Annotated in this window: 21 protein-coding genes; 7 read left to right on the top strand and 14 right to left on the bottom strand. The window is 60.4% G+C overall.

Going from position 1 to position 21,340, the window contains the following annotated elements:
- Positions 1 to 4: 4 nt before the first annotated feature.
- Together O3W47_RS22970 and cysG are read right to left on the bottom strand one after the other, a co-directional pair.
- A complete protein-coding gene (locus O3W47_RS22970) occupies positions 5 to 319 on the bottom strand; it encodes a DUF2849 domain-containing protein (protein ID WP_003521341.1) in 315 nt (104 codons plus the stop codon).
- Entirely contained in the window at positions 312 to 1,775 is a 1,464-nt protein-coding gene (cysG, locus tag O3W47_RS22965; protein WP_269314655.1) for a siroheme synthase CysG, read from the bottom strand. The genes O3W47_RS22970 and cysG overlap by 8 nt, the downstream gene beginning before the upstream one ends.
- A 218-nt stretch (positions 1,776 to 1,993) precedes the next feature.
- Between cysG and O3W47_RS22960 the strand changes: the two genes are divergently transcribed.
- Together O3W47_RS22960 and mazG are read left to right on the top strand one after the other, a co-directional pair.
- Entirely contained in the window at positions 1,994 to 2,626 is a 633-nt protein-coding gene (locus O3W47_RS22960; RefSeq protein ID WP_442864631.1) for a deaminase, read from the top strand.
- 77 nt (positions 2,627 to 2,703) lie between these two features.
- Positions 2,704 to 3,549 carry a nucleoside triphosphate pyrophosphohydrolase gene (gene mazG, locus O3W47_RS22955; protein ID WP_269314653.1) on the top strand — a complete coding sequence of 282 codons (846 nt, stop codon included), beginning with the start codon at positions 2,704 to 2,706 and terminating at the stop codon, positions 3,547 to 3,549.
- Positions 3,550 to 3,709: 160 nt separating this feature from the next.
- On the opposite strand, the gene hflX is transcribed toward mazG, so the two are convergent.
- The 8 genes from hflX to dusB form a co-directional block, all read right to left on the bottom strand.
- Complete coding sequence (gene hflX / locus O3W47_RS22950) at positions 3,710 to 5,146, bottom strand: GTPase HflX (RefSeq protein WP_269314652.1); 1,437 nt, start codon at positions 5,144 to 5,146, stop codon at positions 3,710 to 3,712.
- Positions 5,147 to 5,238: 92 nt separating this feature from the next.
- Complete coding sequence (hfq, locus tag O3W47_RS22945; RefSeq protein WP_003496145.1) at positions 5,239 to 5,481, bottom strand: RNA chaperone Hfq; 243 nt, start codon at positions 5,479 to 5,481, stop codon at positions 5,239 to 5,241.
- 184 nt (positions 5,482 to 5,665) lie between these two features.
- The gene (trkA, locus tag O3W47_RS22940; protein ID WP_127756071.1) at positions 5,666 to 7,042 is read right to left on the bottom strand and encodes a Trk system potassium transporter TrkA; all 1,377 of its coding nucleotides are present in this window, start codon (positions 7,040 to 7,042) and stop codon (positions 5,666 to 5,668) included.
- A 48-nt stretch (positions 7,043 to 7,090) separates the two neighbouring features.
- On the bottom strand, positions 7,091 to 8,455 hold the full coding sequence (gene ntrX, locus O3W47_RS22935) for a nitrogen assimilation response regulator NtrX (protein WP_003521348.1): 1,365 nt from the start codon (positions 8,453 to 8,455) through the stop codon (positions 7,091 to 7,093).
- A complete protein-coding gene (locus O3W47_RS22930; RefSeq protein WP_269314651.1) occupies positions 8,445 to 10,706 on the bottom strand; it encodes a sensor histidine kinase NtrY-like in 2,262 nt (753 codons plus the stop codon). The genes ntrX and O3W47_RS22930 overlap by 11 nt, the downstream gene beginning before the upstream one ends.
- 150 nt (positions 10,707 to 10,856) lie before the next feature.
- The gene (gene ntrC / locus O3W47_RS22925) at positions 10,857 to 12,308 is read right to left on the bottom strand and encodes a nitrogen regulation protein NR(I) (RefSeq protein ID WP_003521350.1); all 1,452 of its coding nucleotides are present in this window, start codon (positions 12,306 to 12,308) and stop codon (positions 10,857 to 10,859) included.
- Positions 12,305 to 13,453 (bottom strand): two-component system sensor histidine kinase NtrB, encoded by a 1,149-nt coding sequence (locus tag O3W47_RS22920; RefSeq protein WP_269314650.1) that lies wholly within the window; start codon positions 13,451 to 13,453, stop codon positions 12,305 to 12,307. Before O3W47_RS22920 ends, ntrC begins: the two co-directional genes overlap by 4 nt.
- Complete coding sequence (gene dusB, locus O3W47_RS22915; protein ID WP_127756074.1) at positions 13,450 to 14,466, bottom strand: tRNA dihydrouridine synthase DusB; 1,017 nt, start codon at positions 14,464 to 14,466, stop codon at positions 13,450 to 13,452. Before dusB ends, O3W47_RS22920 begins: the two co-directional genes overlap by 4 nt.
- Positions 14,467 to 14,742: 276 nt before the next feature.
- On the opposite strand from dusB, the gene O3W47_RS22910 reads away from it, so the two are divergent.
- The gene (locus O3W47_RS22910) at positions 14,743 to 15,930 is read left to right on the top strand and encodes a bifunctional 2-C-methyl-D-erythritol 4-phosphate cytidylyltransferase/2-C-methyl-D-erythritol 2,4-cyclodiphosphate synthase (protein WP_269314649.1); all 1,188 of its coding nucleotides are present in this window, start codon (positions 14,743 to 14,745) and stop codon (positions 15,928 to 15,930) included.
- The gene (locus O3W47_RS22905) at positions 15,927 to 16,436 is read left to right on the top strand and encodes a CinA family protein (protein ID WP_269314648.1); all 510 of its coding nucleotides are present in this window, start codon (positions 15,927 to 15,929) and stop codon (positions 16,434 to 16,436) included. The genes O3W47_RS22910 and O3W47_RS22905 overlap by 4 nt, the downstream gene beginning before the upstream one ends.
- On the opposite strand, the gene O3W47_RS22900 is transcribed toward O3W47_RS22905, so the two are convergent.
- Together O3W47_RS22900 and O3W47_RS22895 are read right to left on the bottom strand one after the other, a co-directional pair.
- Positions 16,418 to 16,873, bottom strand: a complete 456-nt coding sequence (locus O3W47_RS22900) for a type II toxin-antitoxin system RatA family toxin (protein ID WP_269314647.1) — start codon at positions 16,871 to 16,873, stop codon at positions 16,418 to 16,420. The genes O3W47_RS22905 and O3W47_RS22900 overlap by 19 nt on opposite strands.
- Before the next feature lie 9 nt (positions 16,874 to 16,882).
- Positions 16,883 to 17,452, bottom strand: coding sequence for an AAA family ATPase (locus tag O3W47_RS22895; RefSeq protein WP_262535220.1), 570 nt, complete (start codon positions 17,450 to 17,452; stop codon positions 16,883 to 16,885).
- Positions 17,453 to 17,691: 239 nt separating this feature from the next.
- Between O3W47_RS22895 and O3W47_RS22890 the strand changes: the two genes are divergently transcribed.
- The 3 genes from O3W47_RS22890 (at position 17,692) to O3W47_RS22880 (ending at position 19,754) form a co-directional block, all read left to right on the top strand.
- On the top strand, positions 17,692 to 17,868 hold the full coding sequence (locus O3W47_RS22890) for a hypothetical protein (protein WP_269314646.1): 177 nt from the start codon (positions 17,692 to 17,694) through the stop codon (positions 17,866 to 17,868).
- A 128-nt stretch (positions 17,869 to 17,996) separates the two neighbouring features.
- Positions 17,997 to 18,731 carry a helix-turn-helix transcriptional regulator gene (locus O3W47_RS22885; RefSeq protein ID WP_269314645.1) on the top strand — a complete coding sequence of 245 codons (735 nt, stop codon included), beginning with the start codon at positions 17,997 to 17,999 and terminating at the stop codon, positions 18,729 to 18,731.
- A 93-nt stretch (positions 18,732 to 18,824) separates the two neighbouring features.
- Positions 18,825 to 19,754 carry a DMT family transporter gene (locus tag O3W47_RS22880; RefSeq protein WP_269314644.1) on the top strand — a complete coding sequence of 310 codons (930 nt, stop codon included), beginning with the start codon at positions 18,825 to 18,827 and terminating at the stop codon, positions 19,752 to 19,754.
- 201 nt (positions 19,755 to 19,955) lie between these two features.
- Here the strand turns inward: O3W47_RS22880 and lipA are convergent, their stop codons facing one another.
- Positions 19,956 to 20,927, bottom strand: a complete 972-nt coding sequence (lipA, locus tag O3W47_RS22875) for a lipoyl synthase (RefSeq protein WP_269314643.1) — start codon at positions 20,925 to 20,927, stop codon at positions 19,956 to 19,958.
- Positions 20,928 to 21,031: 104 nt separating this feature from the next.
- Positions 21,032 to 21,280: a GlsB/YeaQ/YmgE family stress response membrane protein gene (locus O3W47_RS22870; RefSeq protein WP_003521362.1), complete on the bottom strand. Its 249-nt coding sequence runs from the start codon at positions 21,278 to 21,280 to the stop codon at positions 21,032 to 21,034.
- Positions 21,281 to 21,340: the final 60 nt, after the last annotated feature.

The following is a 21,340-nucleotide window of genomic DNA, read 5'->3' as shown; positions in this document are numbered from 1 at the left end:
TTCCTCAGACTGCGATGAATGCTGCATCGGCCGGCTTGAAGCCGGTGGCATAGTGCACGGTGGGGCCGGCGGCGCGAATGCGTTCGCGAAGACGCGTCGGCCAGAGCTTGCCGTTCTCCTCGATGACATCGATGACGGCGACATCGACGACCTTGTTGGCGGAGAAATCCCGCTTGCCGATTTCCTCGAACGAGGCGACGGCCTCCGCATGGCGGGCAACGATTGCGCCCTGCAGGTTCTCCGTCCACTCCCCGTTGGCATCGAGCCAGACAGCGATGCCATCGCTCAGGCGGTTGGCGGTCAAAACCTTGTCAGCCATTTATATACTCCCGTTTGAAATCCACCGGCCGCACTGACGATGCAAGCGCCTCGGACCTGTCAAAATTGGCGCCCGCCACCGCATCGCCGATGATGACCATGACCGGGCCGGTCAGTTCATCGCGATGTTCGAGCTCGGGCAGATCGTTCAGTGTGCCATGCAGCAGGCGGCGATCCGCGCGGCTGGCGTTTTCGATGACGGCAACCGTGGTTTCCACACCCAACCCGGCGTCGATCAGCCGCTTCGCGACCGAAGCAGCAACACTGCGGCCCATATAGACGGCGATAGTGGCGCCGGAAACGGCAAGCCGGGCCCAATCGGGCAGGACATCGCCAGCCAGATCGTGGCCGGTGGTGAAAATCAGCGAGGAAGCGACACCGCGCAGCGTCAGCGGCAATTCGAAATCCGCAGCGGCGGCGAAGGCCGACGTGATGCCGGGCACGATCTCATAGGCAATACCCGCCTCGCGCAGCGCCGCCATTTCTTCGCCCGCCCGGCCATAGACCAGCGGATCGCCGGATTTGAGGCGCACGACGCGCTTGCCATCTTTGCCGAGGCGCACCAGCAGGCGGTTGATCTCATCCTGCGACTTGCTGTGGCAGCCCTTGCGCTTGCCGACGGAGAGGCGCTCGGCGTCGCGGCGGCCCATATCGACAATCGCCTGCGGCACAAGCGCGTCGTAAACGATCACATCGGCTTCCATCAATACGCGCTGCGCGCGCAGAGTCAGCAGATCTTCAGCGCCCGGTCCTGCGCCGACAAGCCAGATACGGCCTTCACTGCGTTCGGGCGATTGCAGCAGGCGGTCGACGGCCTGACGGGCGGAGAGCGTGTCGCCAACGGCAACGGCATCCGCCACCGCGCCTGAAAAGAACCGCCGCCAGAAATTGCGCCGCAAGGCGCCCTTCGGTACGTTCTCCTCGGCCGCATCGCGATACTGCACCGCAAGGCGCGCAAGTTTGCCAAGCGACGGCGACAGCATCTGATCGATACGGGCGCGGATCATCTGGGCAAGAACCGGCCCTGCCCCTTCCGTGCCGATAGCCACGGCGACGGGCGCGCGGGCGACGAGCGCGGGGGTGAAGAAATCGCAGAATTCCGGCTGATCCACCGCATTGGCGGGGATTTTCGCGGCGCGCGCGACGGTGACGATCTCACGGTCCAGCGCCTCATCACCGGTAGCGGCGAAGACCAGCGTGGCATCTTCGATCAACGCACCGGCGAAAGGCAAAGCCCGACGATCGATGCCATTTTCGCTGATATAACGGGCAAAATCGGCTTCCGGCTGATCGGCATAGGCAACGATATGCGCGTTGGTATTGGCGAGAAGCCTTACCTTCGCGAAGGCTTCATCGCCATTACCGAAAACAACGACCTGCCGCCCCTCGACCCGGAAGAAAGCGGGGAAGGTTGAAAGGCGGTCGCCAGCAGCGGAAAAATCATGTTCGTTGTGCATTGGACATATATCCCGCATTGCAGTGCAAGATTGAAGAAACAGAAATTCAAGCCTTTCCGACACCTGGATTTTTATTTCTCGAAGACCCCGGTTTTGGAGGAAAACAAACCGGCGATGCTTTTCCACACCTGCGCAAGCCCTGAGAATCCCCTCGCAATCCCTTGACAAAGCGGGTCCCCGCGCCGAACAAGGAGCGACAATCGACTGTCGATTTCCCCATGCGAAGACCGCTTTTCCTTAAAGCGGCACGAAGGATCAGACCCTTGACCAGCTCCACCCTCGCCGCCCGCCTTCTCGACGTCATCGAACACGATATCCTGCCCTTGACGGCGCGTGGCGTCAGCCTTGGCAACAAGGTTTTCGGTGCGGCGATCCTGCGCAAATCGGACCTGTCGCTGGTGGTCGCCGAGACCAATAACGAACTCGAAAATCCGCTCTGGCATGGTGAAGTGCACACGCTGAAGCGGTTTTACGAGCTGGGCGAAAAGCCCAACACGAAGGAGCTGATTTTTCTCTCCACCCACGAACCCTGCACCATGTGCATGTCCGCCATCACCTGGGCCGGCTTCGATAATTTCTACTCGTTCTTCAGCCACGAGGATTCCCGCGACGCTTTCGCGATCCCTCACGACCTGAAAATCCTCAAGGAAGTTTTCGGACTGGAACCGGGCGGCTATCGCCGCAACAATGCCTTCTGGAATTCGTATTTCATCGCCGATCTGGTGGAGGGTGAAGAGGACCCGCTGAAGACCACGTTGAAGGCGCAGACGGCCCGCATCAAGGCCGCTTATGACGATCTTTCCACCAGCTACCAGTCGTCCAAGAGCGGCAACGACATTCCATTGAACTAGAGCACTTCCGCAGGACGTGCGTGGCGGTTTTCCGTCCCGGCGATGCGCGGAAACAAAAAACGAAGGTTTGAGACACTATGGAAGCCTCGAAGGATATTTCCCGCCTGATCGAGATCATGGAAGCCCTACGGCAGCCGGAAACCGGTTGCCCTTGGGATGTCGTGCAGACTTTCGAGACGATCAAGCCCTATACCATTGAAGAGGCTTATGAAGTCGCTGACGCCATCGAGCGCAAGGATATGGACGATCTTTGCGAGGAGCTGGGCGACCTTCTGCTGCAGGTGGTTTTCCATGCACGGATTGCCGAAGAGATGGGCGAATTCGCCTTTGGCGACGTGGTGCAGGCCGTGACCTCGAAGATGATCCGCCGTCATCCCCATGTCTTCGCCGTATCCGACGCCGATACGCCGGACGGCGTCAAACTGCAATGGGATCGCATCAAGGCGGAAGAAAAACGCGAGCGTGCAGAGCGACGCGCGCGACGCGGCATCACCGAGGATTTCAAGGCCGGCTTTCTGGGCGGCGTACAGCGCAGCCAGCCGGCGCTGACCGAAGCCCTGAAGCTACAGGAACAGGCAGCGCGTGCCGGTTTCGACTGGTCGAACCCCGCTCCCATTCTCGACAAGATTGAGGAGGAAATCGCTGAATTGCGTGAGGCGCTGGCGGAGGGAAAACCGGAGAAGGTGTCGGACGAACTCGGCGATCTCATTTTTGCGCTCGTCAATATCGGCCGGCATGTCAAAGCCGATCCGGAAGATGCGCTGCGCGGTACGAACACGAAATTCCGCAGGCGTTTCAATCACATCGAAACGTCGCTCACCCAAAATGGCGAAACGCTGGAAGAAGCGAGCCTCGAGAGAATGGAAGATCTCTGGCAGGCGGCGAAACGCATCGAACGTTCGCTTGATACGGTTTCGTCCTAGCCCACCGTCACCCCGGATTTAGTCCGGGGTCCAGTGCGATCAAGTCCTTGATCGCAAAAGACTCATTTTTCACGACGCAGACGCGTCGTGGCTGGATGCCGGATCAAGTCCGGCATGACGAAAGAGAGATTTTCGGAGTTTGTCACCCTTTTCGGAGCGCTTAGCGCTCCCAGTCCTCGCGTTCGCGGACCGTCGCTTTACCAAGCTTCCGCTCCAGTTCGGCCGCCTGTGCTTCCGACAGGCGCACATCAAGCGCAACCGATCCATCCTCATGGTCTTCACGACCGTCGACAATGGAATTGCTATAGACCCACGAGATCAACGGCAATTGTTCGACGGAAAGCAACACCGTCGTCTCCGTCAGCACACCGGAAAGACGCTTTGAAATCTCGTCCATCAGGGCATCGACGCCCTCACCCGTGATGGCCGAAACGGCGCGGATATCCAAACGACCTTCGGCGCGCTGCATGATGGCGTCATGCGCTTCCGGCTCGAGACGGTCGACCTTGTTCCAGACCTCGATGATGCGCTTTTCCGCTTCCTTTTCGTCAATGCCGAGGTCGCCGAGAATACGCAGCACATCCGCAGACTGGGCGGCATTGTCCGGATCGGACATATCGCGCACATGCAGAACGAGATCGGCTTCCAGCACCTCTTCCAGAGTGGCGCGGAAAGCGGCGACCAGATGCGTCGGAAGATCGGAAATGAAACCGACCGTATCGGACAGGATGACGGTGCGGCCATGCGGCAGCTTCATGCGGCGCAAGGTCGGGTCGAGCGTGGCGAACAGCATATCCTCCGCCAGAACGCCGGCGCCGGTGATGCGATTGAACAGCGTGGATTTACCGGCATTGGTGTAACCGACGAGAGCGACGATCGGATGCGGCACCTTGCGGCGCTTGGCGCGGTGTAGCTGGCGGGTGCGCACCACCTGCTCCAGCTCGCGCTCCAGCTTCACGATGCGTTCCTGCAAAAGCCGACGGTCGGCTTCGATTTGGGTTTCACCCGGGCCGCCCATGAAGCCCGCACCGCCGCGCTGGCGTTCAAGGTGGGTCCAGCTTCGGACGAGGCGGCCCTTCTGGTAGTTCAGATGCGCAAGATCGACCTGCAGCGTGCCTTCCTTTGTGGAGGCGCGGCGACCGAAGATTTCAAGGATCAGGCCCGTGCGGTCGATGACCTTGCAATTCCACTGCTTTTCGAGATTGCGCTGCTGCACCGGGGTCAGCGGATGATCGACGATCACCAGGCCGGAATCGGTCTCGTCGAGAAGATGGCCGATTTCTTCGATCTTGCCGGTTCCGAACAGCGTGGCGGGGCGCGGCTGGTTTACCGAAACGATGAGACCCTGCGTCACTTCCAGATCGATGGCGAGCGCCAGCCCCTTTGCTTCCTCAAGCTTGGCTTCGACCGAACGGCCGGGGGCAGCCGGGCCGGCAGCCGCATCGCGGGTTTCGCGCTGCTTGAGGACCGGCACGAGGACGACCGCACGCATGTCGTCGCGGCGCTTTTCCTGCTCCGGAATAATCGATTCGTTCGAGGTGTCGCGCGTTGAAATGGGTTCAGCCTTGTCCAGAAAGAGGATTGCGGCCGACCGCATCCGCGCGGGCGGCCATGGGGATTAACCTGACGGCACGGGAAATGTTCCCGCTCCGGGTCAGTCTATATCGAATATCCGTCGAGGGAGCCCGATCAGGCAGCGCCTTCTTCGCTTTCGAACATCTGCATCGGCTGGCCGGGCATGATGGTGGAGATCGCATGCTTGTAAACAAGCTGCGAATGACCGTCACGGCGCAGAAGCACGCAGAAATTGTCGAAGGAGGTGACAACGCCCGTCAGCTTGACGCCGTTGATCAGGAAAATCGTGAGCGAAATCTTTTGCTTACGAACGGTATTGAGGAAGAGATCCTGAAGGTTTTGAGAACGTTCCGCCATGGCGCCGCTTCTTTCTTTTTTGCCGGCAGGGATACCGGAAAATAATCAATCAATAATAAGCCGGCCGAGTCTTGTCCCCCGCTTGGCCGACCTCAAACTCTGGTATCAAATCGTGTTCCGTTCCGCAACGGTCAAAACAGCCGAATGAGTACGAGTATTGACCCACATTTTCAATTCGGGACAGTCAAAAATATTGTATCGAAACACGGAAAAGTTGTTCCACGTCGCGCACCGCATCGGCGGATGCAAACAGCACGACCCGGTCCTTCGCCTTGATTTTCGTGCTGCCGTCCGGGCGGATCACCACGCCGTCGCGATAGATCGCCCCAATGCGCACACCGTCGGGCATATCGATGTCGCGGAAGGACTGGCCGACCAGCGGCGACGTCTCCAGCGCTTCCGCCTCGATCACCTCCGCCGAGCCGCGCTGGACGGCATAGACTGAGCGGATGCGGCCCTTGCGCACGTGCTGAAGCACGCGGGAGATCGTCACGGCCCGCGGGTTGATATAGGCATCGAGCCCCAGAGAGCGGGCGACGTCGTGGAACGACGTACTGTTCAAAAGCGCCAGATTCGATTTGCAGCCGAGCTGCTTGGCAATCACCGCGGCCAGAATATTGGTCTGATCGTTATTGGTGAGCGTGACGATCAGATCGGCATCCTGAATATCCGCCTGCATCAGGATTTTCTGGTCGAGCGCCGAGCCGTGCATGACGATGGTATTGCTGAGCTGTTCGGATGCGGCAACCGCCCTGTCGCGGTCCGCCTCGATGATCTTTACCCGCGTTTTCGGCTGCATTTCCTCGATCTTGCGGGCGACGAAGTGGCCGATATTGCCGGCGCCGGCAATCACGATGCGCTGCGCTTCCTGCTCCTCATGGCCAAAAAGGCTTAAGGTGCGGCGGGCGTGCTGGCGCTGGCAGATGACATAGGCAAGGTCGCCCACCCGCAACTGTTCCGAAGAATGCGCCACCTTGAGGATACCATCCCGATAAACACCCACCACCGTGGCGATGAGGTCCGGAAAGAGGCTGGAGAGCTGCTGCAGCGGCGTGTTGATGACCGGGCAATCCTCCATGCATTCGATGGCCAGCATGTAGATCGTGTCGTCGGCGAAACGCACCACATCCGTTGCACCCGGAAAGGCGATGCGCCGGAGCACCATCTTGCCGACTTCGACTTCCGGCGAAATCGTCACGTCGATGGACATGTTCTCGCGGCTGAAGAGATCGGCATATTCCGGCTTCAGATAGCTCTGGTCGCGGATGCGGGCGATCTTGGTCGGCACGCTGAACAGGGCATGCGCCACCTCGCAGGCGACGATGTTGATCTCGTCATGCAAAGTCACGGCGATGATCATGTCGGCCTGATCAGCGCCGGCCTTGGCCAGCATGTCAGGATGCGCGCCATGGCCGACATAGCCACGCACATCCAGCGTCTCGGTAATGGCGGTGATGAGCGGTGCGGCGGTATCGATGACCGATACCTCATTATCCTCCCGCGACAATTGTTCGGCGATGCCGTAACCCACCTGCCCTGCGCCGCAAATGATGACTTTCATGCTGTCTCTCTGACGGAATAATCGGTTACGGCGAAGCGCCTTCTTTCCTTATACGCCGAGAGATTTCAGTTTGCGATGCAGTGCAGACCGTTCCATGCCGACAAATTCCGCTGTTCGCGAAATATTGCCGCCGAAGCGATTGATCTGCGCCATCAGGTAGTCGCGCTCGAACATTTCACGCGCCTCGCGCAACGGCAGGGTCATGATGTGCTGATCGCCCTGCGCCGAAATCTTCGGCAGCATGTCGCCAATATCCGACGGCAGCATGTCGGCCGAGATCGGCGCTTCGCCGCCTTCTGGACGGGCGAGAATCATCAGCCGCTCGATATTGTTGCGCAGCTGGCGGATATTGCCCGGCCAGTCATGCGTCTGGAGAACGGCCATGGCGTCGTCGCCGATCTTGCGCGGACGGATGCCGGCCTGCTCGGAAATCTGGCGCATGAACATATCGACGAGGAAAGGAATATCCTCGCGCCGTTCGGAGAGCGCCGGCACCTTCACCGGCACGACGGCGAGGCGATGATAGAGGTCTTCACGGAACTGGCCTTCGGCGATCAGGCTTTCGAGGTGATGGGCGGTCGAGGAAATGATGCGCACATCCACCTTCACCCGCTTGCCGCCGCCGACGCGCTCGAACTGCTGATCGACCAGCACGCGCAGTATCTTGTTCTGCGTCTCGCGCGGCATTTCGCCGACTTCATCGAGATAAAGCACGCCGCGATGGGCTTCTTCCAGAGCGCCGACCTTGCGCGGCTGCCCAGGCAGGCCTTCCGTGCCGAAAAGCGCAATTTCCATGCGGTCCGGCGTGATCGTCGCGGCGTTGAGCGCCACGAAAGGTCCGCTCGCACGCGAGGACTTCTTGTGCACCATGCGCGCCACAAGTTCCTTGCCGGAACCGGAGGGGCCGAGGATCATGATGCGGCTGTTGGTGGGCGCAACCCGGTCGATGGTCTGACGAAGCTGCGACACCGCAAGCGACGCGCCGACGAGTTCAACCGCATCACCGGTACGCTTCTTGAGCTCCTGAACCTCGCGCTTCAGCTTGGAGTTTTCCAGCGCCCGCTCAGCGATCAGAATGAGCCGGTCGGCCTTGAACGGCTTCTCGATAAAGTCGAAAGCGCCGCGCTTTATGGCGTTGACGGCGGTTTCGATATTGCCGTGACCGGAAATCATGACCACGGGGATTTCGGGGTGGCGGCTCTTGATCTCATCCAGCAGCGCCAGACCGTCGAGCTTGGAGCCCTGCATCCAGATGTCGAGAAAGATCAGACGCGGCACGCGCTCCGAAATGGCGGCCAGCGCGCTGTCGCTGTCGAACGCCATGCGGGTCTCGTGGCCCTCGTCGGACAGAATGCCCGCTACGATTTCGCGAATGTCCGCCTCGTCATCCACGACCAGAATATCAGACGCCATATGCTGCTTCCTTGTTATTTTCGCCGCCGACCGCCTCGATATAGGGCAGCAGCACTCTGATCATGGCGCCGTGGCCGTGATCGAACTCCGGCGGGGCATCGTGGAGTTCCAGATACCCGCCATGCTCTTCGATGATTTTCTTGACGATGGCGAGGCCGAGGCCCGTGCCCTTGTCCCGCATCGTCATATAGGGTTCGAGAATGCGGTGACGGTTCTCGACGGGAAGGCCGCGGCCATTGTCGATGATGTCAGCCACGAAACGCGAATTGGCTTCGTCGTAAGTGGCGCGCACCAGAATCTTACCCGGCCGTTTTTCGCCTTCCACCGCCTCGATGGCTTCCGTCGCATTCTTGATGAGGTTGCCGAAGGCCTGACCCAGCATGCGGGCATCGAACATGCCCTCGAGCGGGATATCGCCGAGTTCCGTCGCAAACTTGGTGTCGGCAGCGCTGATTTCCCTGAGGAACGCCGCATCCTTCAGGATCGCCCGCAGATCCGACTTTTCCTTCGTCGGCTTCGGCATGCGCGCAAAGGCGGAGAATTCATCCACCATCCGGCCGATATCGCCGACCTGCCGGACGATGGTGTCCGTACACTGGTCGAAGACGGCGCGGTCGCTCTCGTCGATCTGCTTGCCGAAACGGCGTTTGATACGCTCGGCGGAAAGCTGGATCGGCGTCAGCGGGTTCTTGATCTCATGCGCGATGCGGCGCGCCACATCCGACCATGCGGTCGAACGCTGGGCGATGACGAGATCGGTGATGTCGTCGAGGGTGATGACGTAGCTGTCACGGCTGTCGCGGGCGTCCTCACGGGTCACCTGCACATTCAGCGTCCGCTCCTTGCCGCGCCGCATGATGTTGATCTGCTTGCGGAAATTGCCGCGTGACCAGGTATTGGCCTCGTTGACGACCTGTTCGATTTCGGGCGCGATCTCCGACAGTTGCGCGCCGATAAGCTGCTCGGATGTCTGCGCCAGGAATTCTTCACCCGACGGATTGACGATGGTGATCCTGCGGTTCTCATCGACACCGATGACGGCGGCGGTGACACCTGACAGCACGGCCTCGATGAAGCGGCGGCGGTCGTCGATATCGTCCTTGGCCTCAATGATCTGTTCCTGCTGGCTGCGCAGTTCCGAGACCATCTTGTTGAAGGTGCGCGACAGCCGCCCGACGTCGCCATCGACCGCGCGGACGGGAACCAGCACATGCATGTTGCCGGTGGCGACACTGTCTGCCGCACTGATGAGAAGACGGATAGGCCGCACGATACGGTCGGCCACCGCAATCGCCGTCCAGATGGCGGCGAGAAGCACGATCAGTGCGAAACCGAGATAGAGGATCGCAAAGGCGATCTGCAGCGGCGCGCGGCCCGCCTCCATCGCCTTGTATTCGGCGCGGTTCTCTTCCATCAGCCGCATCGCGCTCATTACCTTGGGATCGACGGCGCGCACCGTGTAAAGGAAGGTGCCGCTGATGCCTTCGAGCTTGATAATGGCGCCGACGAGGTTGGTGATACCGGGCGGTATCAGCGTCGGCTGGCCGGCGGCCGCCTTTTCAAGCGCGTCATGCGGGATGGCGGGAAGCGGTTTTTCGGTTTTGATGTCGGCCTGGGCAACGGCGTCGCCGTCCTCCTGCACCAGAAACGCGCCGAGAAGGCCGCGCCCCTTGGCCTGACGGGTCATCAGATCGACGAAGCCGGTGCGATCCAGATAAAAAAGCGCACGGTTGCGGTCGAGGTCGGTCGCCATCGACAGGGTCTGACCCTGAAGATAACCGGCATTCTCCATCATATAGGCCTGGGCGATATTGCTCGATGAATCGACGATCGACTGCGTGCGCAGCGAAAACCAGCGGTCGAGGCCGACATTCAGCGTCAGACTGGCGAAGATGGCGACGAGCACCGCGGGCGTAATCGCCACGATGGAGAAAAGCACGACGATGCGCACGTGCAGACGCGCCGCCGCCCTGCCCTTTTTACGCGCCTTCAGCAGCCGGTTGATTTCGCGCCCGATGAGGAAGATCAGGCCGATCACGAAGATCGAATTGATGACGACGGAGGCGATGACGACGTTCGATGTCGGCGCGATTGGGGTGACGCCCAGAAGCACGAACAGGGTGAGGATGGCGCAAACGAGAGCGACGCCGGCGAGCACCAGCCCCGGCAAAGCGAAAGACATCCTGCGATCGGCAACCACCATGCCCGCTGCTTCATCGGCAACGGCGTTTTCGGCGGCGGGTTTCCGCATGCACTACTCCCAATCGCTGGCCAGCCAGCACCACATTTCTGAAGTCAGGTAAGACGCGCCTCAGACCGGCGAATCTCTTTCCTTCCTAGTGTTTTTCAAGCAACACAATGTGGCGAAAGTGCAACGACAAATGCGGCCTTGTCAACATTCTCAGGTTGGGCGGGAGCTGCGATAAACGGAAACGCCAAGCTCGCGGATTTTCTTGCGCAGCGTATTGCGGTTCAGGCCGAGAAGATCGGCGGCCTTGATCTGGTTACCGCGCGTCGCGGTCAGAGCCGCGAGAATCAGCGGATATTCGAGTTCGCGCAGAACGCGGTCGTAAAGGCCGGGCGGCGGCAGGCCATCGCCGAAACTGGCGAAATAATCCCGCATATTTTCTTCCACCGCCTGCGAAATGGTGAGCGAACCGGTGCGAACCGCCATCTTGTCGAGCGGGCTGTCGGGCACATCCGATTGCAGTTCCTGCTCGATGATCTCGCGGGTGATGACTTCCTGCGGATAAAGCGCCATCAGGCGGCGGATCAGGTTTTCCAGCTCGCGCACGTTGCCCGGCCACGCATAGGCCTTCATGACCTCCAGCGCCTCGCTCTCGAAACGCTTGCCTTCCAGACCTTCCTTTTCGCCCTGCTGGATGAAATGGCGCACCAGATCGGGAATATCCTCGGCGCGGTCACGCAACGGCGGCAGCCGCAGCGGCACGACGTTCAGGCGGTAATAGAGGTCTTCGCGGAAAAGGCCCTGATTGATCGACTGCTTCAGGTCCTTGTTGGTGGCGGCGACGATGCGGACATCGGTGCGGATCGGCGTGCGACCGCCCACCGTGGTATATTCGCCCTGCTGCAAGACGCGCAGCAGGCGTGTCTGGGCATCCATGGGCATGTCACCGATTTCGTCGAGGAACAGCGTGCCGCCCTCGGCCTGTTCGAAACGGCCGGTGGAGCGGTTCTGCGCGCCGGTAAAGGCACCCTTCTCATGGCCGAAGAGTTCGGATTCGATCAGGTCGCGCGGGATTGCCGCCATGTTGATGGCGACGAAGGGGCCGTTGCGGCGCTTGCCGTAATCATGCAACGCGCGCGCCACCAGTTCCTTGCCGGTGCCGGATTCACCGGTGATCATCAGCGTCAGGTCCGTCTGCATCAGGCGGGCGAGAACGCGGTAGATTTCCTGCATCGCCGCCGAGCGGCCGACGAGCGGCATGCCGTCCTGCATGTCGTCATCGAGCTTCGCCGGCTTGCGCTTCGGTTCCGACAGGGCGCGGCCGATGATGGCGATCAGTTCCGTCAGGTCGAAGGGCTTCGGCAGGTAGTCATAAGCGCCTTTTTCCGAGGCCTTGATGGCCGTCATGAAGGTGTTCTGCGCACTCATGACAAGAACCGGCAGGTCCGGGCGGGCCTTCTTGATGCGCGGCAGAAGATCGAAGGCGTTTTCATCCGGCATCACGACATCGGTCACGACAAGATCGCCCTCACCCGCCGAAACCCAGCGCCAGAGCGTGGCGGCATTGGAGGTGATGCGCACGTCGTAGCCGGCGCGGCTCAGCGCCTGGTTCAGCACCGTGCGGATTGCGGCATCATCATCGGCGACGAGGATCGTAGCTGTCATTGGTCATTTCCTGTCGTGTTCGGCAAAGAGCGGTCGTCGAGCGCCACTTCCGGCGAGACGGGCATCAATACGCGGAAAGTCGTGCGGTGGTTCTGGCTGTCGCATTCGACAATGCCGCCATGGGCGCCGATCAGCTTGGCGACAAGCGCCAGCCCGAGGCCCGAACCATTCGTCTTGGTGGTGATGAAAGGATCGAAAAGATGCGGCAAAAGATCGGCCGGAACGCCCGGGCCATTGTCATGCACGCAGAATTCGAGCGGCAGCGAGATGCGCTCGCGGCTGCCGGCGACCGAAAGCCGCATGCCGGGGCGATAGGCGGTGGTGAGGATGATCTCGCCATCCGGCTGGTTGCCCACGGCTTCCGCAGCATTCTTCACCAGATTGAGAAACACCTGCACCAGCTGGTCGCGATTGGCATAAACAGGTGGCAGCGACGGGTCGTAGTTCTCTGAAATCTTCATATTGCGGGCAAAGCCGGCCTTGGCAATGGCCTTCACATGATCGAGCACGGAATGGATGTTGACCGGCACGCGATCCACCGGCCGCTCGTCGGAAAATACCTCCATGCGGTCGACCAGCGAGACGATGCGGTCGGTCTCGTCGCAGATCAGCCGCGTCAGCGCCCGGTCTTCATCGGCAACCGATGTCTCAAGCAGCTGGGCAGCGCCGCGAATGCCGGACAGCGGATTCTTGATTTCATGGGCGAGCATGGAGGCAAGGCCTGTGACAGAGCGCGCCGCAGCGCGATGCGTCAGTTGCCGGTCGATCTTGTCGGCCATCGACCTTTCCTGGAAGACGACGACCACCGATCCCGGCTCGCTGACAACGGGCGCGACATAAAGATCGACCAGCTTGTCCTGGCCAAGACGCGGCGAACTCAGATCGACGCGATATTCGTTGACCGGCGCGCGGCGCTCCCGCACCTGATCGATCAGTGCAAGCAACGGGCTGCCGAAGGGAATGAAGGTGGAAACGCGATAGCGCGCGAGATGGGAGGCGCTCGCCCCGAAAAAGGCTTCGGCTTCCCAGTTGGCAAAGGCGATGAAACCTTCGGCATCCACCAGAATGACGGGGTTCTGCACCGCGTTCAGAACCGCCATGGCAAGCGGGTTTCCATCTGCCGGGCTGTGTTTGTCAGCGCTCATGCGGCCTTCCTTGCGGCGTCTTCGCCCGCATTTTCGCTAAGGGCGGAGCGCAGCAGGTCCGCCACTTCCGCCGTGTCACGCGATGTCATGATTTCAGCCTTGTCAGTCGTGGCGATCTCCGGCGCAAAACGGTCGAGATACCAGCCAAGATGTTTGCGGGCGTGCCGGAGGCCGGCTTCCCTTCCATAAAATTCCAGCATCATCTCGTAATGTTCGATGGCGATGGCGGGAATATCGTCGCGGTGCGGCGCTGAATGTCCGGCAAGCACCGCCGGCAGCCAGGGTTGCCCCTGCGCGCCGCGCCCGACCATGACGGCATCCGCACCCGAGCGGCGCAGGATTTCGCGCGCATCATCGGCCGTTTCAACGTCGCCATTGGCGATCAGCGGCACGGAAATCACCTCACGCACGGCGCGGATGGCATCCCAGTCCGCCCGTCCCTCGTAAAACTGCATGCGGGTGCGGCCGTGAATGGTAATGAGCTGAACGCCAGCGGCTTCGGCACGGCGGGCGATCTCCGGCGCATTGATGGTGTTTTCGTCCCAGCCGAGCCGCATCTTCAGCGTCACGGGCACGTCGACTGCATTGACCGTCGTCTCGATGAGCGAGAGAGCATGATCGGGATCGCGCATCAAAGCGGAGCCGGAATAACCACCCGTCACCTTCTTGGCTGGACAGCCCATGTTGATGTCGATGATGCCGGCGCCATTATCGGCCGCGATCTTCGCTGCCTCGGCCATGAAATGCGCCTCGCGTCCGGCAAGCTGCACCATATGCGGCACCATGCCGGCATTTTTCAGCCGCGCCCAGGATTCGCCCCGGTTGGCGACGAGCTCACGGCTTGCCACCATTTCCGTAACGACAAGGCCCGCGCCATAACGCCAGGCGAGCTGCCGGAACGGCAGATCCGTCACGCCCGACATGGGCGCCAGCACGGCACGATTACGGATCGTGACTGAGCCGATGCTGAACGGTTCTGACAACTCCGGAAGATGCAATTGATGATCTTTCATGCAGAAGGGTTATTTGCATTATTTTTAGACAGTGTTTGTGCAGTTGCCAAGCACTTTTAGAGGGTTGCACCTTTTATTTGCTGGGCGACTGCCTGCCTGTTTTGCTGTCGGCAGCAATTTGTGCAGGTTCAAAGGCGCAATGACCCTCGATCCTGCGACATGCAGGGGCGAATGCGCGTCTTATCGGGCTGGCCATCCGGGTTTTGAAACGCTAGAGCAGGACTGTCAACCGCTAAGGGTTGCGCGCAAAGCATAAGACCAATGCAGGAAAGTACTATGAAACTCGGCATCGTCATCGTCGCCGCCGGACGCGGAGAAAGAGCGGGCTCTCCCGAAGAAGGGCCGAAACAATATCGCCCTATCGGCGGCAGGGCCGTGATCGAGCATACATTGTCGACCTTCCTTGCCTGGGATCAGGCCTCCCCCATCGTGATCGTCAGTCATGCAGACGATGCGGCACTGCTGTCGCCGATCCTCCAGCGGCTTGATGCCGGCGAGCGGATCGTTACCGTCACGGGCGGTGCGACACGCCAGCAATCGGTGCTTGCCGGGCTGGAAGCGCTCGCCTCGGAAGAGCTGACGCATGTGATGATCCATGATGCCGTGCGGCCTTTCGTCGCCGTGGACATGCTGGAACGCATTATCGCCCTGCAGCGGGCCGGTGCCAGCGGCGTCCTGCCTGCCCTGCCCGTCACCGACACGCTGAAACGCGGATCTGACGATCTTGTCGTGGAAACGGTTTCCCGGCAGGGGCTTTATGCGGCGCAGACGCCACAGAGTTTCGGCTACGGCGATATTCTCGCCGCGCACCGCGCCGCTGCCGCCTCCGGAAAATCCGATTTCACCGATGATGCTTCGATTGCCGAATGGGCGGGCCTGACGGTGACGCTGACCGAGGGTTCGGTCGACAATGTAAAACTCACTCTCAAGCGGGATATCGCCATGGCCGATGAAAAGCTCTCCCACGGATTGCCGGACGTGCGCACCGGCAATGGTTACGACGTGCACCAGCTGGAGGCCGGCGACGGCGTGACGTTGTGTGGCGTCTTCATCGAACACGACCAGAAACTCAAAGGTCATTCAGATGCGGATGTGGCTTTGCATGCGCTGACGGATGCGCTGCTCGCCACCTGCGGTGCTGGCGATATCGGCGATCACTTCCCGCCTTCCGATCCGCAATGGAAGGGAGCGGCCTCGCGCATCTTCCTCGAACATGCGGCCAAAGTGGTTCGCGACAATGGCGGCACGATCATGAATGCCGATGTCTCGCTGATTGCGGAAGCGCCGCGCATCGGCCCGCACCGCCAGGCCATGCGCGAGGCACTCTCGGACATGCTGGGCATCGCGCTGGAGCGCTGCTCGGTGAAGGCGACGACCAATGAGACCATCGGTTTCGTCGGCCGCCGGGAAGGCATCGCTGCAATCGCCACCGCTACCGTCGTCTACAGGGGCAGACCTTTATGAACCTTTTTCCCGCTGACATGGAAGAGCTGGCCGGGCAGATCATTATCGATTTCACCGCGCATGGTTTCATGGTCTCGACCGCGGAAAGCTGCACGGGCGGCCTGATCGCCGGTGCACTGACGGAGATTGCCGGCTCCTCCGCTGTCGTCGATCGTGGTTTTGTCACCTATACCAATGAAGCCAAGATGGACATGCTGGGCGTTGGCGCCGAGACGCTGGCGAATTTCGGCGCGGTCTCCCGGCAGACGGCGCTGCAGATGGCGCATGGCGCCCTCTTCCGCTCCCGCGCGGATTTCGCCGTGGCGGTAACCGGCATTGCCGGTCCGGGCGGCGGTTCCCCCGACAAGCCGGTTGGGCTGGTGCATCTGGCCGCCAAGGCGCGCAGCGGTAAAATCCTGCATCGGGAAATGCGTTATGGCGAGATTGGCCGCACCGCAATCCGGCTTGCGACGGTGAGGACAGCGCTAGAGATGCTGACGGCCCTCAATCAGGCCGGGTCCGTATAGATTTTATCGGCACGCGTTTCGAAGGCTTCTGCGAACATGCGGAAGGCCCGGTCGAACATCGACCCCATGACTGCGCCGAGCAGACGGTTCTTGAATTCGTAATCGATGAAGAAATGAATGGCTGAGCCGCCATCGTCGGCAGGCTCGAAACGCCAGCGATTGTCGAGATATTTGAACGGGCCGTCGATATATTTCACGTCGATGGCGCGCTCGGCCGGGTTCAGCAGCACCTGTGTGGTGAAGGTTTCGCGAATGGCCTTGTAGCCCACCGTCATATCCGCCACCAGCAGCACCTTTCCATCGCGCTCCTTGCGCGAGCGGACGGTGAGCGCCTCGCAAAGGGGCAGAAACTGCGGATATTTCTCCACATCGGCGACGAGGTCGTACATGCGGTCGGGCGAGTGTTTGACGTGGCGATGCGTTTCGAACTGTGGCATGAGCGGCAGTTAATCCTCGATACGCAGAAGATCAAGAAGGCGGCGAAACTGTTTTCGGCTTTTCAGCTGGAATACCGGCACATCAGGACCATAAAGCGCGAAATTCTGCTCGAAGATCGGCGTATGGCGGCGCTCGAAATTCCAGATATAGCGCAGGAATTCGATGTCTATTCTTTCGGGGCACCCCTCCGCCATTTCCGGGCGGGCCTTGCCATAACCCTTGATCGCCCGGCTGACGGCGCCCCACAGGCAGAGCCAGCGCGGCATGCGCACCCACAAAACGATATGGGATCGCGGTAGCCTTATATCGAAAGACGACGGATTGCTGCCATCCATCAGCCATCGCTCCCCGGCAATGATGGTGGCTATCCTCTCTCGCTGCTCGTCGCGCGGGCGCGCCTGCCAGCCGGGCAGCCAGAAAACATCTCGATCCATGGAGATATAGCGAAGCCCGAAATTGCGCGCGAGCTTCTGCGAAAGCGTCGACTTGCCGCCGCCGGAACAGCCCACGACCATGATTCGCTGCGCCCCGGCGATGATCGCAGCAGCATCTTCCACCCTGTGAAGATAGTTTGGCATTTCAGAAACCTCATCTGACTGCTGGATTTTTCTGCCATCGCCCCGGAGCGATATCTTCGCCGCGCATGACAGTTACGGAAAATTGACTATTGTAACCCCGTCGCAGGGATTGCTATTTATTTGCGACTAATATTACACCCACTGGATGCAACGGCGCTGGAAGCTCCCGATTTCACCCAGCGTATTCATCCTTGGGTTCAGACCCGACATATAACCGCTTTGAGCCACTGAGTGAGCCGATGGACGATTTTTCCAACATCATCAACCTTCTCAGATCCGCCAAGCAACTCGCATCGATGAACGGCATGCCGGTGCTTGCCTATCTGATCGACGTCGCGAAATGCGAGGCGAGAGAGAACAAGCCGGTTCTGCGCAAACGCAAACGCGGCGAATCGACCGCCAAGGAAGACTGTTAATTGCCGGCGCGCAGAGCCGACCGATAAAGCCGACTGGCCCAATCTTCAAGACGATGTCATAATCAAACAATGAAACTGGCCGCTTTTTCGAGGCGGCCATTTCTTTGCACAATGGAAACGACAGCGTCATGACACCCGCATCCGCCGATATCAGAACCTACAGGGAAGAAAGACCGAAGGAACGGCATGGCTTCGTCCAGATCGTTCTTCCGGTCTCCGGGCGTCTGCTGATCGATGTGGCCGGACGGCAGGACGAATTGTCGACCGGACGCGGCGTGTTCATCCATCGCGACACGCCGCACACCCAGGAAGCAACGGCAAGCAACCACTCGCTGGTGGTCGATATCGACGAAGGCGCCCTTCCCGAGCAAACGCTCGAGAAATTCGGTCGCGCGCCGTTTCTCGACATAGCGCAGGATACACGGCAATTGATCGCCTATATGCGCGGCGTCATCACAACAGATGGGCGACGCGACGATATTGCCGGCCTGTGGGCGCCGCTCTTGGTCGACAGCCTTGCCAATGAGAAAGCCGACATACGCCAACGCGTGCACAGGCTCGTTGCACTTGTCAGGGCGGAACCGTTCTTCCCCTGGAGCATCGAGATGCTCGCCTCCTGCGTGACGATCAGCGACAGCCGCCTGCATGCGCTGTTTCTCGAGGAATTCGGCCTGCCGCCTCACCGCTGGCTGGCCGGGCTGCGCATGGACAAGGTCTGCGCATTGCTCGGCAATTCCACCCTGCCGATTGCCGAGATTGCCTTACGGGCCGGTTTTTCCGACCAGACTGCACTGACGCGGGCCATGCGCAATGCAGTGGGTGAAACGCCCGCAGCCTACCGTCGAACCCACGGGATTCATTAAAACCGCCAGCGCATTAGTCAGGAGTTTTTGTCAAGACAGCCACGGAGGGCTGTGGCACATCGCAGGCAAATGTGAATGCGGATGTGACATGACATGAACAGAACAGGTCTCGGTGTTTTTTACGGCATGCTGGCGGGTGCGCTCTGGGGTGCGATCTTTCTCGCCCCCAAACTCGTGCCGGATTTTTCCGCGCTGCAACTGTCTACGGCGCGTTATCTCACCTATGGGCTGATTTCCCTCATCATCATCGGACCGCGCCTGAAACGCGTGTCGGCCCATTTTGGCGCGCGGGAGTGGATAGCGCTCGGTTGGCTGAGCATGATCGGCAATATCGCCTATTATGTCTTCATATCGACCGCAGTGAAATTGAGCGGCGTCGCATTCACCTCGATCATCATCGGTTTCCTGCCGGTCGCCGTCACCATCATCGGCAGCCGCGATCACGGCGCGGTGTCGCTGAAGAAGCTGTGGCCGTCGCTCGCCTTCGGCGCGATGGGGATTATCGGCATTTCCTGGCAGTCGCTGACGGAAAACGATGCGGGGCTCGATGTCTCTCGCGTCATCGGGCTTGCCTGTGCGCTCGGTGCGCTGGCGTCTTGGACCGCTTTTGCGGTCGGCAATGCCCGCTGGCTCTCCCGCCTTCACGATGTCAGCGCCGATGACTGGAACATGATGACCGGTGTCGTGACGGGCGGGCTTGCACTGGCGCTCGCCGTCCCGGCCTTCGCACTCGGCGGAGAAAGCCATAGCTCGGGAGACTGGTTGCATTTCGCCGCCATCGCCGCCGGGCTCGGTTTCACCGCCTCCATTCTCGGCAATGCCTTCTGGAACCGCATGAGCCGCATGCTGCCGCTCACCATGGTCGGGCAGATGATCCTGTTCGAAACGCTGTTTGCGCTGCTTTACGGATTTTTATGGGAAGGACGCGGGCCGACCATTGTCGAGATCGTGGCGATCTGTTCGGTGGTGCTGAGCGTGATCTTGTGCATGCGGGCGCATAGGCCGGAGAAGGTTGTGGTGTGATGGGTTGAAGGCCGGGAACAGGCGGCGGAGCCATTTCACAAGCCTCGCCCCCTACTCACGTCATCCTCGGGCCTGTCCCGAGGATCCAATCACGTATCGTACAATTGATAGGTTGCAGATGCTCGGGACAAGCCCGAGCATGACGGTGGAGAGAGCGTATATCGCCCGATGCAGCAACCTATGTTGCCGAACCTTTGCCCCTTACTCCGCAGCCGCCAGCAGCTTCTTTTCGCGGGCCGCGCGCAGGCGTTCGAAATCGTCGCCGGCATGGTGGGAAGAGCGGGTGAGCGGGCTCGACGACACCATCAGGAAGCCCTTGGTGTAAGCCACGGTCTCGTAGGACTTGAACTCTTCCGGCGTCACGAAGGCCTCGACCTTGTGGTGCTTGCGGGTCGGCTGCAGATACTGACCGATGGTCAGGAAGTCCACGTCGGCGCTGCGCAGATCGTCCATCAGCTGCAGCACTTCGTTGCGCTCTTCGCCGAGGCCGACCATGATGCCCGACTTGGTGAACATGGTGGGATCGAGTTCCTTCACCCGCTGCAGAAGGCGCACGGAGTGGAAATAGCGCGCGCCGGGGCGAACCGTGAGGTAATTGCCCGGAACGGTTTCCATATTGTGGTTGAAGACATCGGGCTTGGCGGCGACGACACGCTCCAGCGCTCCGGGCTTCTTCAGGAAGTCGGGGGTCAGGATTTCGATGGTCGTCGTCGGAGACGCAGCACGGATCGCCCAGATGACCTTTTCGAAATGTTCAGCGCCGCCATCGGCGAGATCGTCGCGGTCAACCGAGGTGATGACGACGTGCGAAAGGCCCATCTGCTTGACGGCCTTGGCGACGTTCTCAGGCTCGTCCATGTCAAGCGCATTGGGCTTGCCGGTCGCGACGTTGCAAAAGGCGCAGGCGCGGGTGCAGATCTCACCCATGATCATGAAGGTCGCGTGTTTCTTGTCCCAGCACTCGCCGATATTCGGACAGCCGGCTTCCTCGCACACCGTCACCAGCTTGTGGCTGCGCACCAGTTCACGCGTCTCGTGATAGCCCTTGGAGGTCGGCGCCTTGACGCGGATCCATTCCGGCTTGCGCATGACCTCGGTATCGGGCTTATGCGCCTTTTCCGGGTGGCGAATGCGCTTTTCGTCGGACGACGTCCTGTCGAGAATAGTGACCATTAAAAACCTGCTTCCATCGCCCCTGGCGACCTAAACATCTGTTGGCCGGATGCTTTAGAACAATTCCAGAAAAAGCGTAAGCCCCTTCCGGTCACGAAGCCCTGTCAGCGCCGCACCAGTTTCGCCAGAAACAGCAAAAGGCTGGCGCCAATGAACGACGTGACGAAATAACCGAGCCTGCTGTCCTGCACGAAAACATCGAAGGTTCGAAGCACCGCAACGGCAACCACCGAACCGACAATGCCGAGGATGATGTTCATGAAAATGCCGAAGCGCATGTCCATGAGCTTGCCCGCAAGCCAGCCGGCGAGACCGCCGATGATGATTGCTGCAATCCAGCCTACACTTTCCATTCCCACGCTCCCTGAAGAACAGTTCCGTTGAGGAACCGGCGTTGAGACATATGGGACACC

The sequence above is a fragment of the Agrobacterium sp. LMR679 genome, from assembly GCF_027157905.1.
Classification (GTDB): domain Bacteria; phylum Pseudomonadota; class Alphaproteobacteria; order Rhizobiales; family Rhizobiaceae; genus Agrobacterium; species Agrobacterium leguminum.
The sequence above is the reverse complement of the archived record's forward strand: the minus strand, read 5'-3'. Positions and strand labels throughout refer to the sequence as shown.

Bases quoted from the DNA above. Each gene is read 5' to 3' on its own strand.
- O3W47_RS22970 (WP_003521341.1), bottom strand. From the start codon at position 319: ATGGCTGACAAGGTTTTGACCGCCAACCGCCTGAGCGATGGCATCGCT.
- O3W47_RS22870 (WP_003521362.1), bottom strand. From the start codon at position 21,280: ATGGAAAGTGTAGGCTGGATTGCAGCAATCATCATCGGCGGTCTCGCC.
- O3W47_RS22910 (WP_269314649.1), top strand. From the start codon at position 14,743: ATGAAACTCGGCATCGTCATCGTCGCCGCCGGACGCGGAGAAAGAGCG.
- hflX (WP_269314652.1), bottom strand. From the start codon at position 5,146: ATGCGGTCGGCCGCAATCCTCTTTCTGGACAAGGCTGAACCCATTTCA.
- O3W47_RS22960 (WP_442864631.1), top strand. From the start codon at position 1,994: ATGCGAAGACCGCTTTTCCTTAAAGCGGCACGAAGGATCAGACCCTTG.
- lipA (WP_269314643.1), bottom strand. From the start codon at position 20,927: ATGGTCACTATTCTCGACAGGACGTCGTCCGACGAAAAGCGCATTCGC.
- ntrX (WP_003521348.1), bottom strand. From the start codon at position 8,455: ATGGCGTCTGATATTCTGGTCGTGGATGACGAGGCGGACATTCGCGAA.
- O3W47_RS22895 (WP_262535220.1), bottom strand. From the start codon at position 17,452: ATGCCAAACTATCTTCACAGGGTGGAAGATGCTGCTGCGATCATCGCC.
- O3W47_RS22920 (WP_269314650.1), bottom strand. From the start codon at position 13,453: ATGAGCGCTGACAAACACAGCCCGGCAGATGGAAACCCGCTTGCCATG.
- O3W47_RS22880 (WP_269314644.1), top strand. From the start codon at position 18,825: ATGAACAGAACAGGTCTCGGTGTTTTTTACGGCATGCTGGCGGGTGCG.
- trkA (WP_127756071.1), bottom strand. From the start codon at position 7,042: ATGAAAGTCATCATTTGCGGCGCAGGGCAGGTGGGTTACGGCATCGCC.
- O3W47_RS22905 (WP_269314648.1), top strand. From the start codon at position 15,927: ATGAACCTTTTTCCCGCTGACATGGAAGAGCTGGCCGGGCAGATCATT.
- dusB (WP_127756074.1), bottom strand. From the start codon at position 14,466: ATGAAAGATCATCAATTGCATCTTCCGGAGTTGTCAGAACCGTTCAGC.
- O3W47_RS22930 (WP_269314651.1), bottom strand. From the start codon at position 10,706: ATGCGGAAACCCGCCGCCGAAAACGCCGTTGCCGATGAAGCAGCGGGC.
- O3W47_RS22885 (WP_269314645.1), top strand. From the start codon at position 17,997: ATGACACCCGCATCCGCCGATATCAGAACCTACAGGGAAGAAAGACCG.
- O3W47_RS22900 (WP_269314647.1), bottom strand. From the start codon at position 16,873: ATGCCACAGTTCGAAACGCATCGCCACGTCAAACACTCGCCCGACCGC.
- cysG (WP_269314655.1), bottom strand. From the start codon at position 1,775: ATGCACAACGAACATGATTTTTCCGCTGCTGGCGACCGCCTTTCAACC.
- hfq (WP_003496145.1), bottom strand. From the start codon at position 5,481: ATGGCGGAACGTTCTCAAAACCTTCAGGATCTCTTCCTCAATACCGTT.
- O3W47_RS22890 (WP_269314646.1), top strand. From the start codon at position 17,692: ATGGACGATTTTTCCAACATCATCAACCTTCTCAGATCCGCCAAGCAA.
- ntrC (WP_003521350.1), bottom strand. From the start codon at position 12,308: ATGACAGCTACGATCCTCGTCGCCGATGATGATGCCGCAATCCGCACG.
- mazG (WP_269314653.1), top strand. From the start codon at position 2,704: ATGGAAGCCTCGAAGGATATTTCCCGCCTGATCGAGATCATGGAAGCC.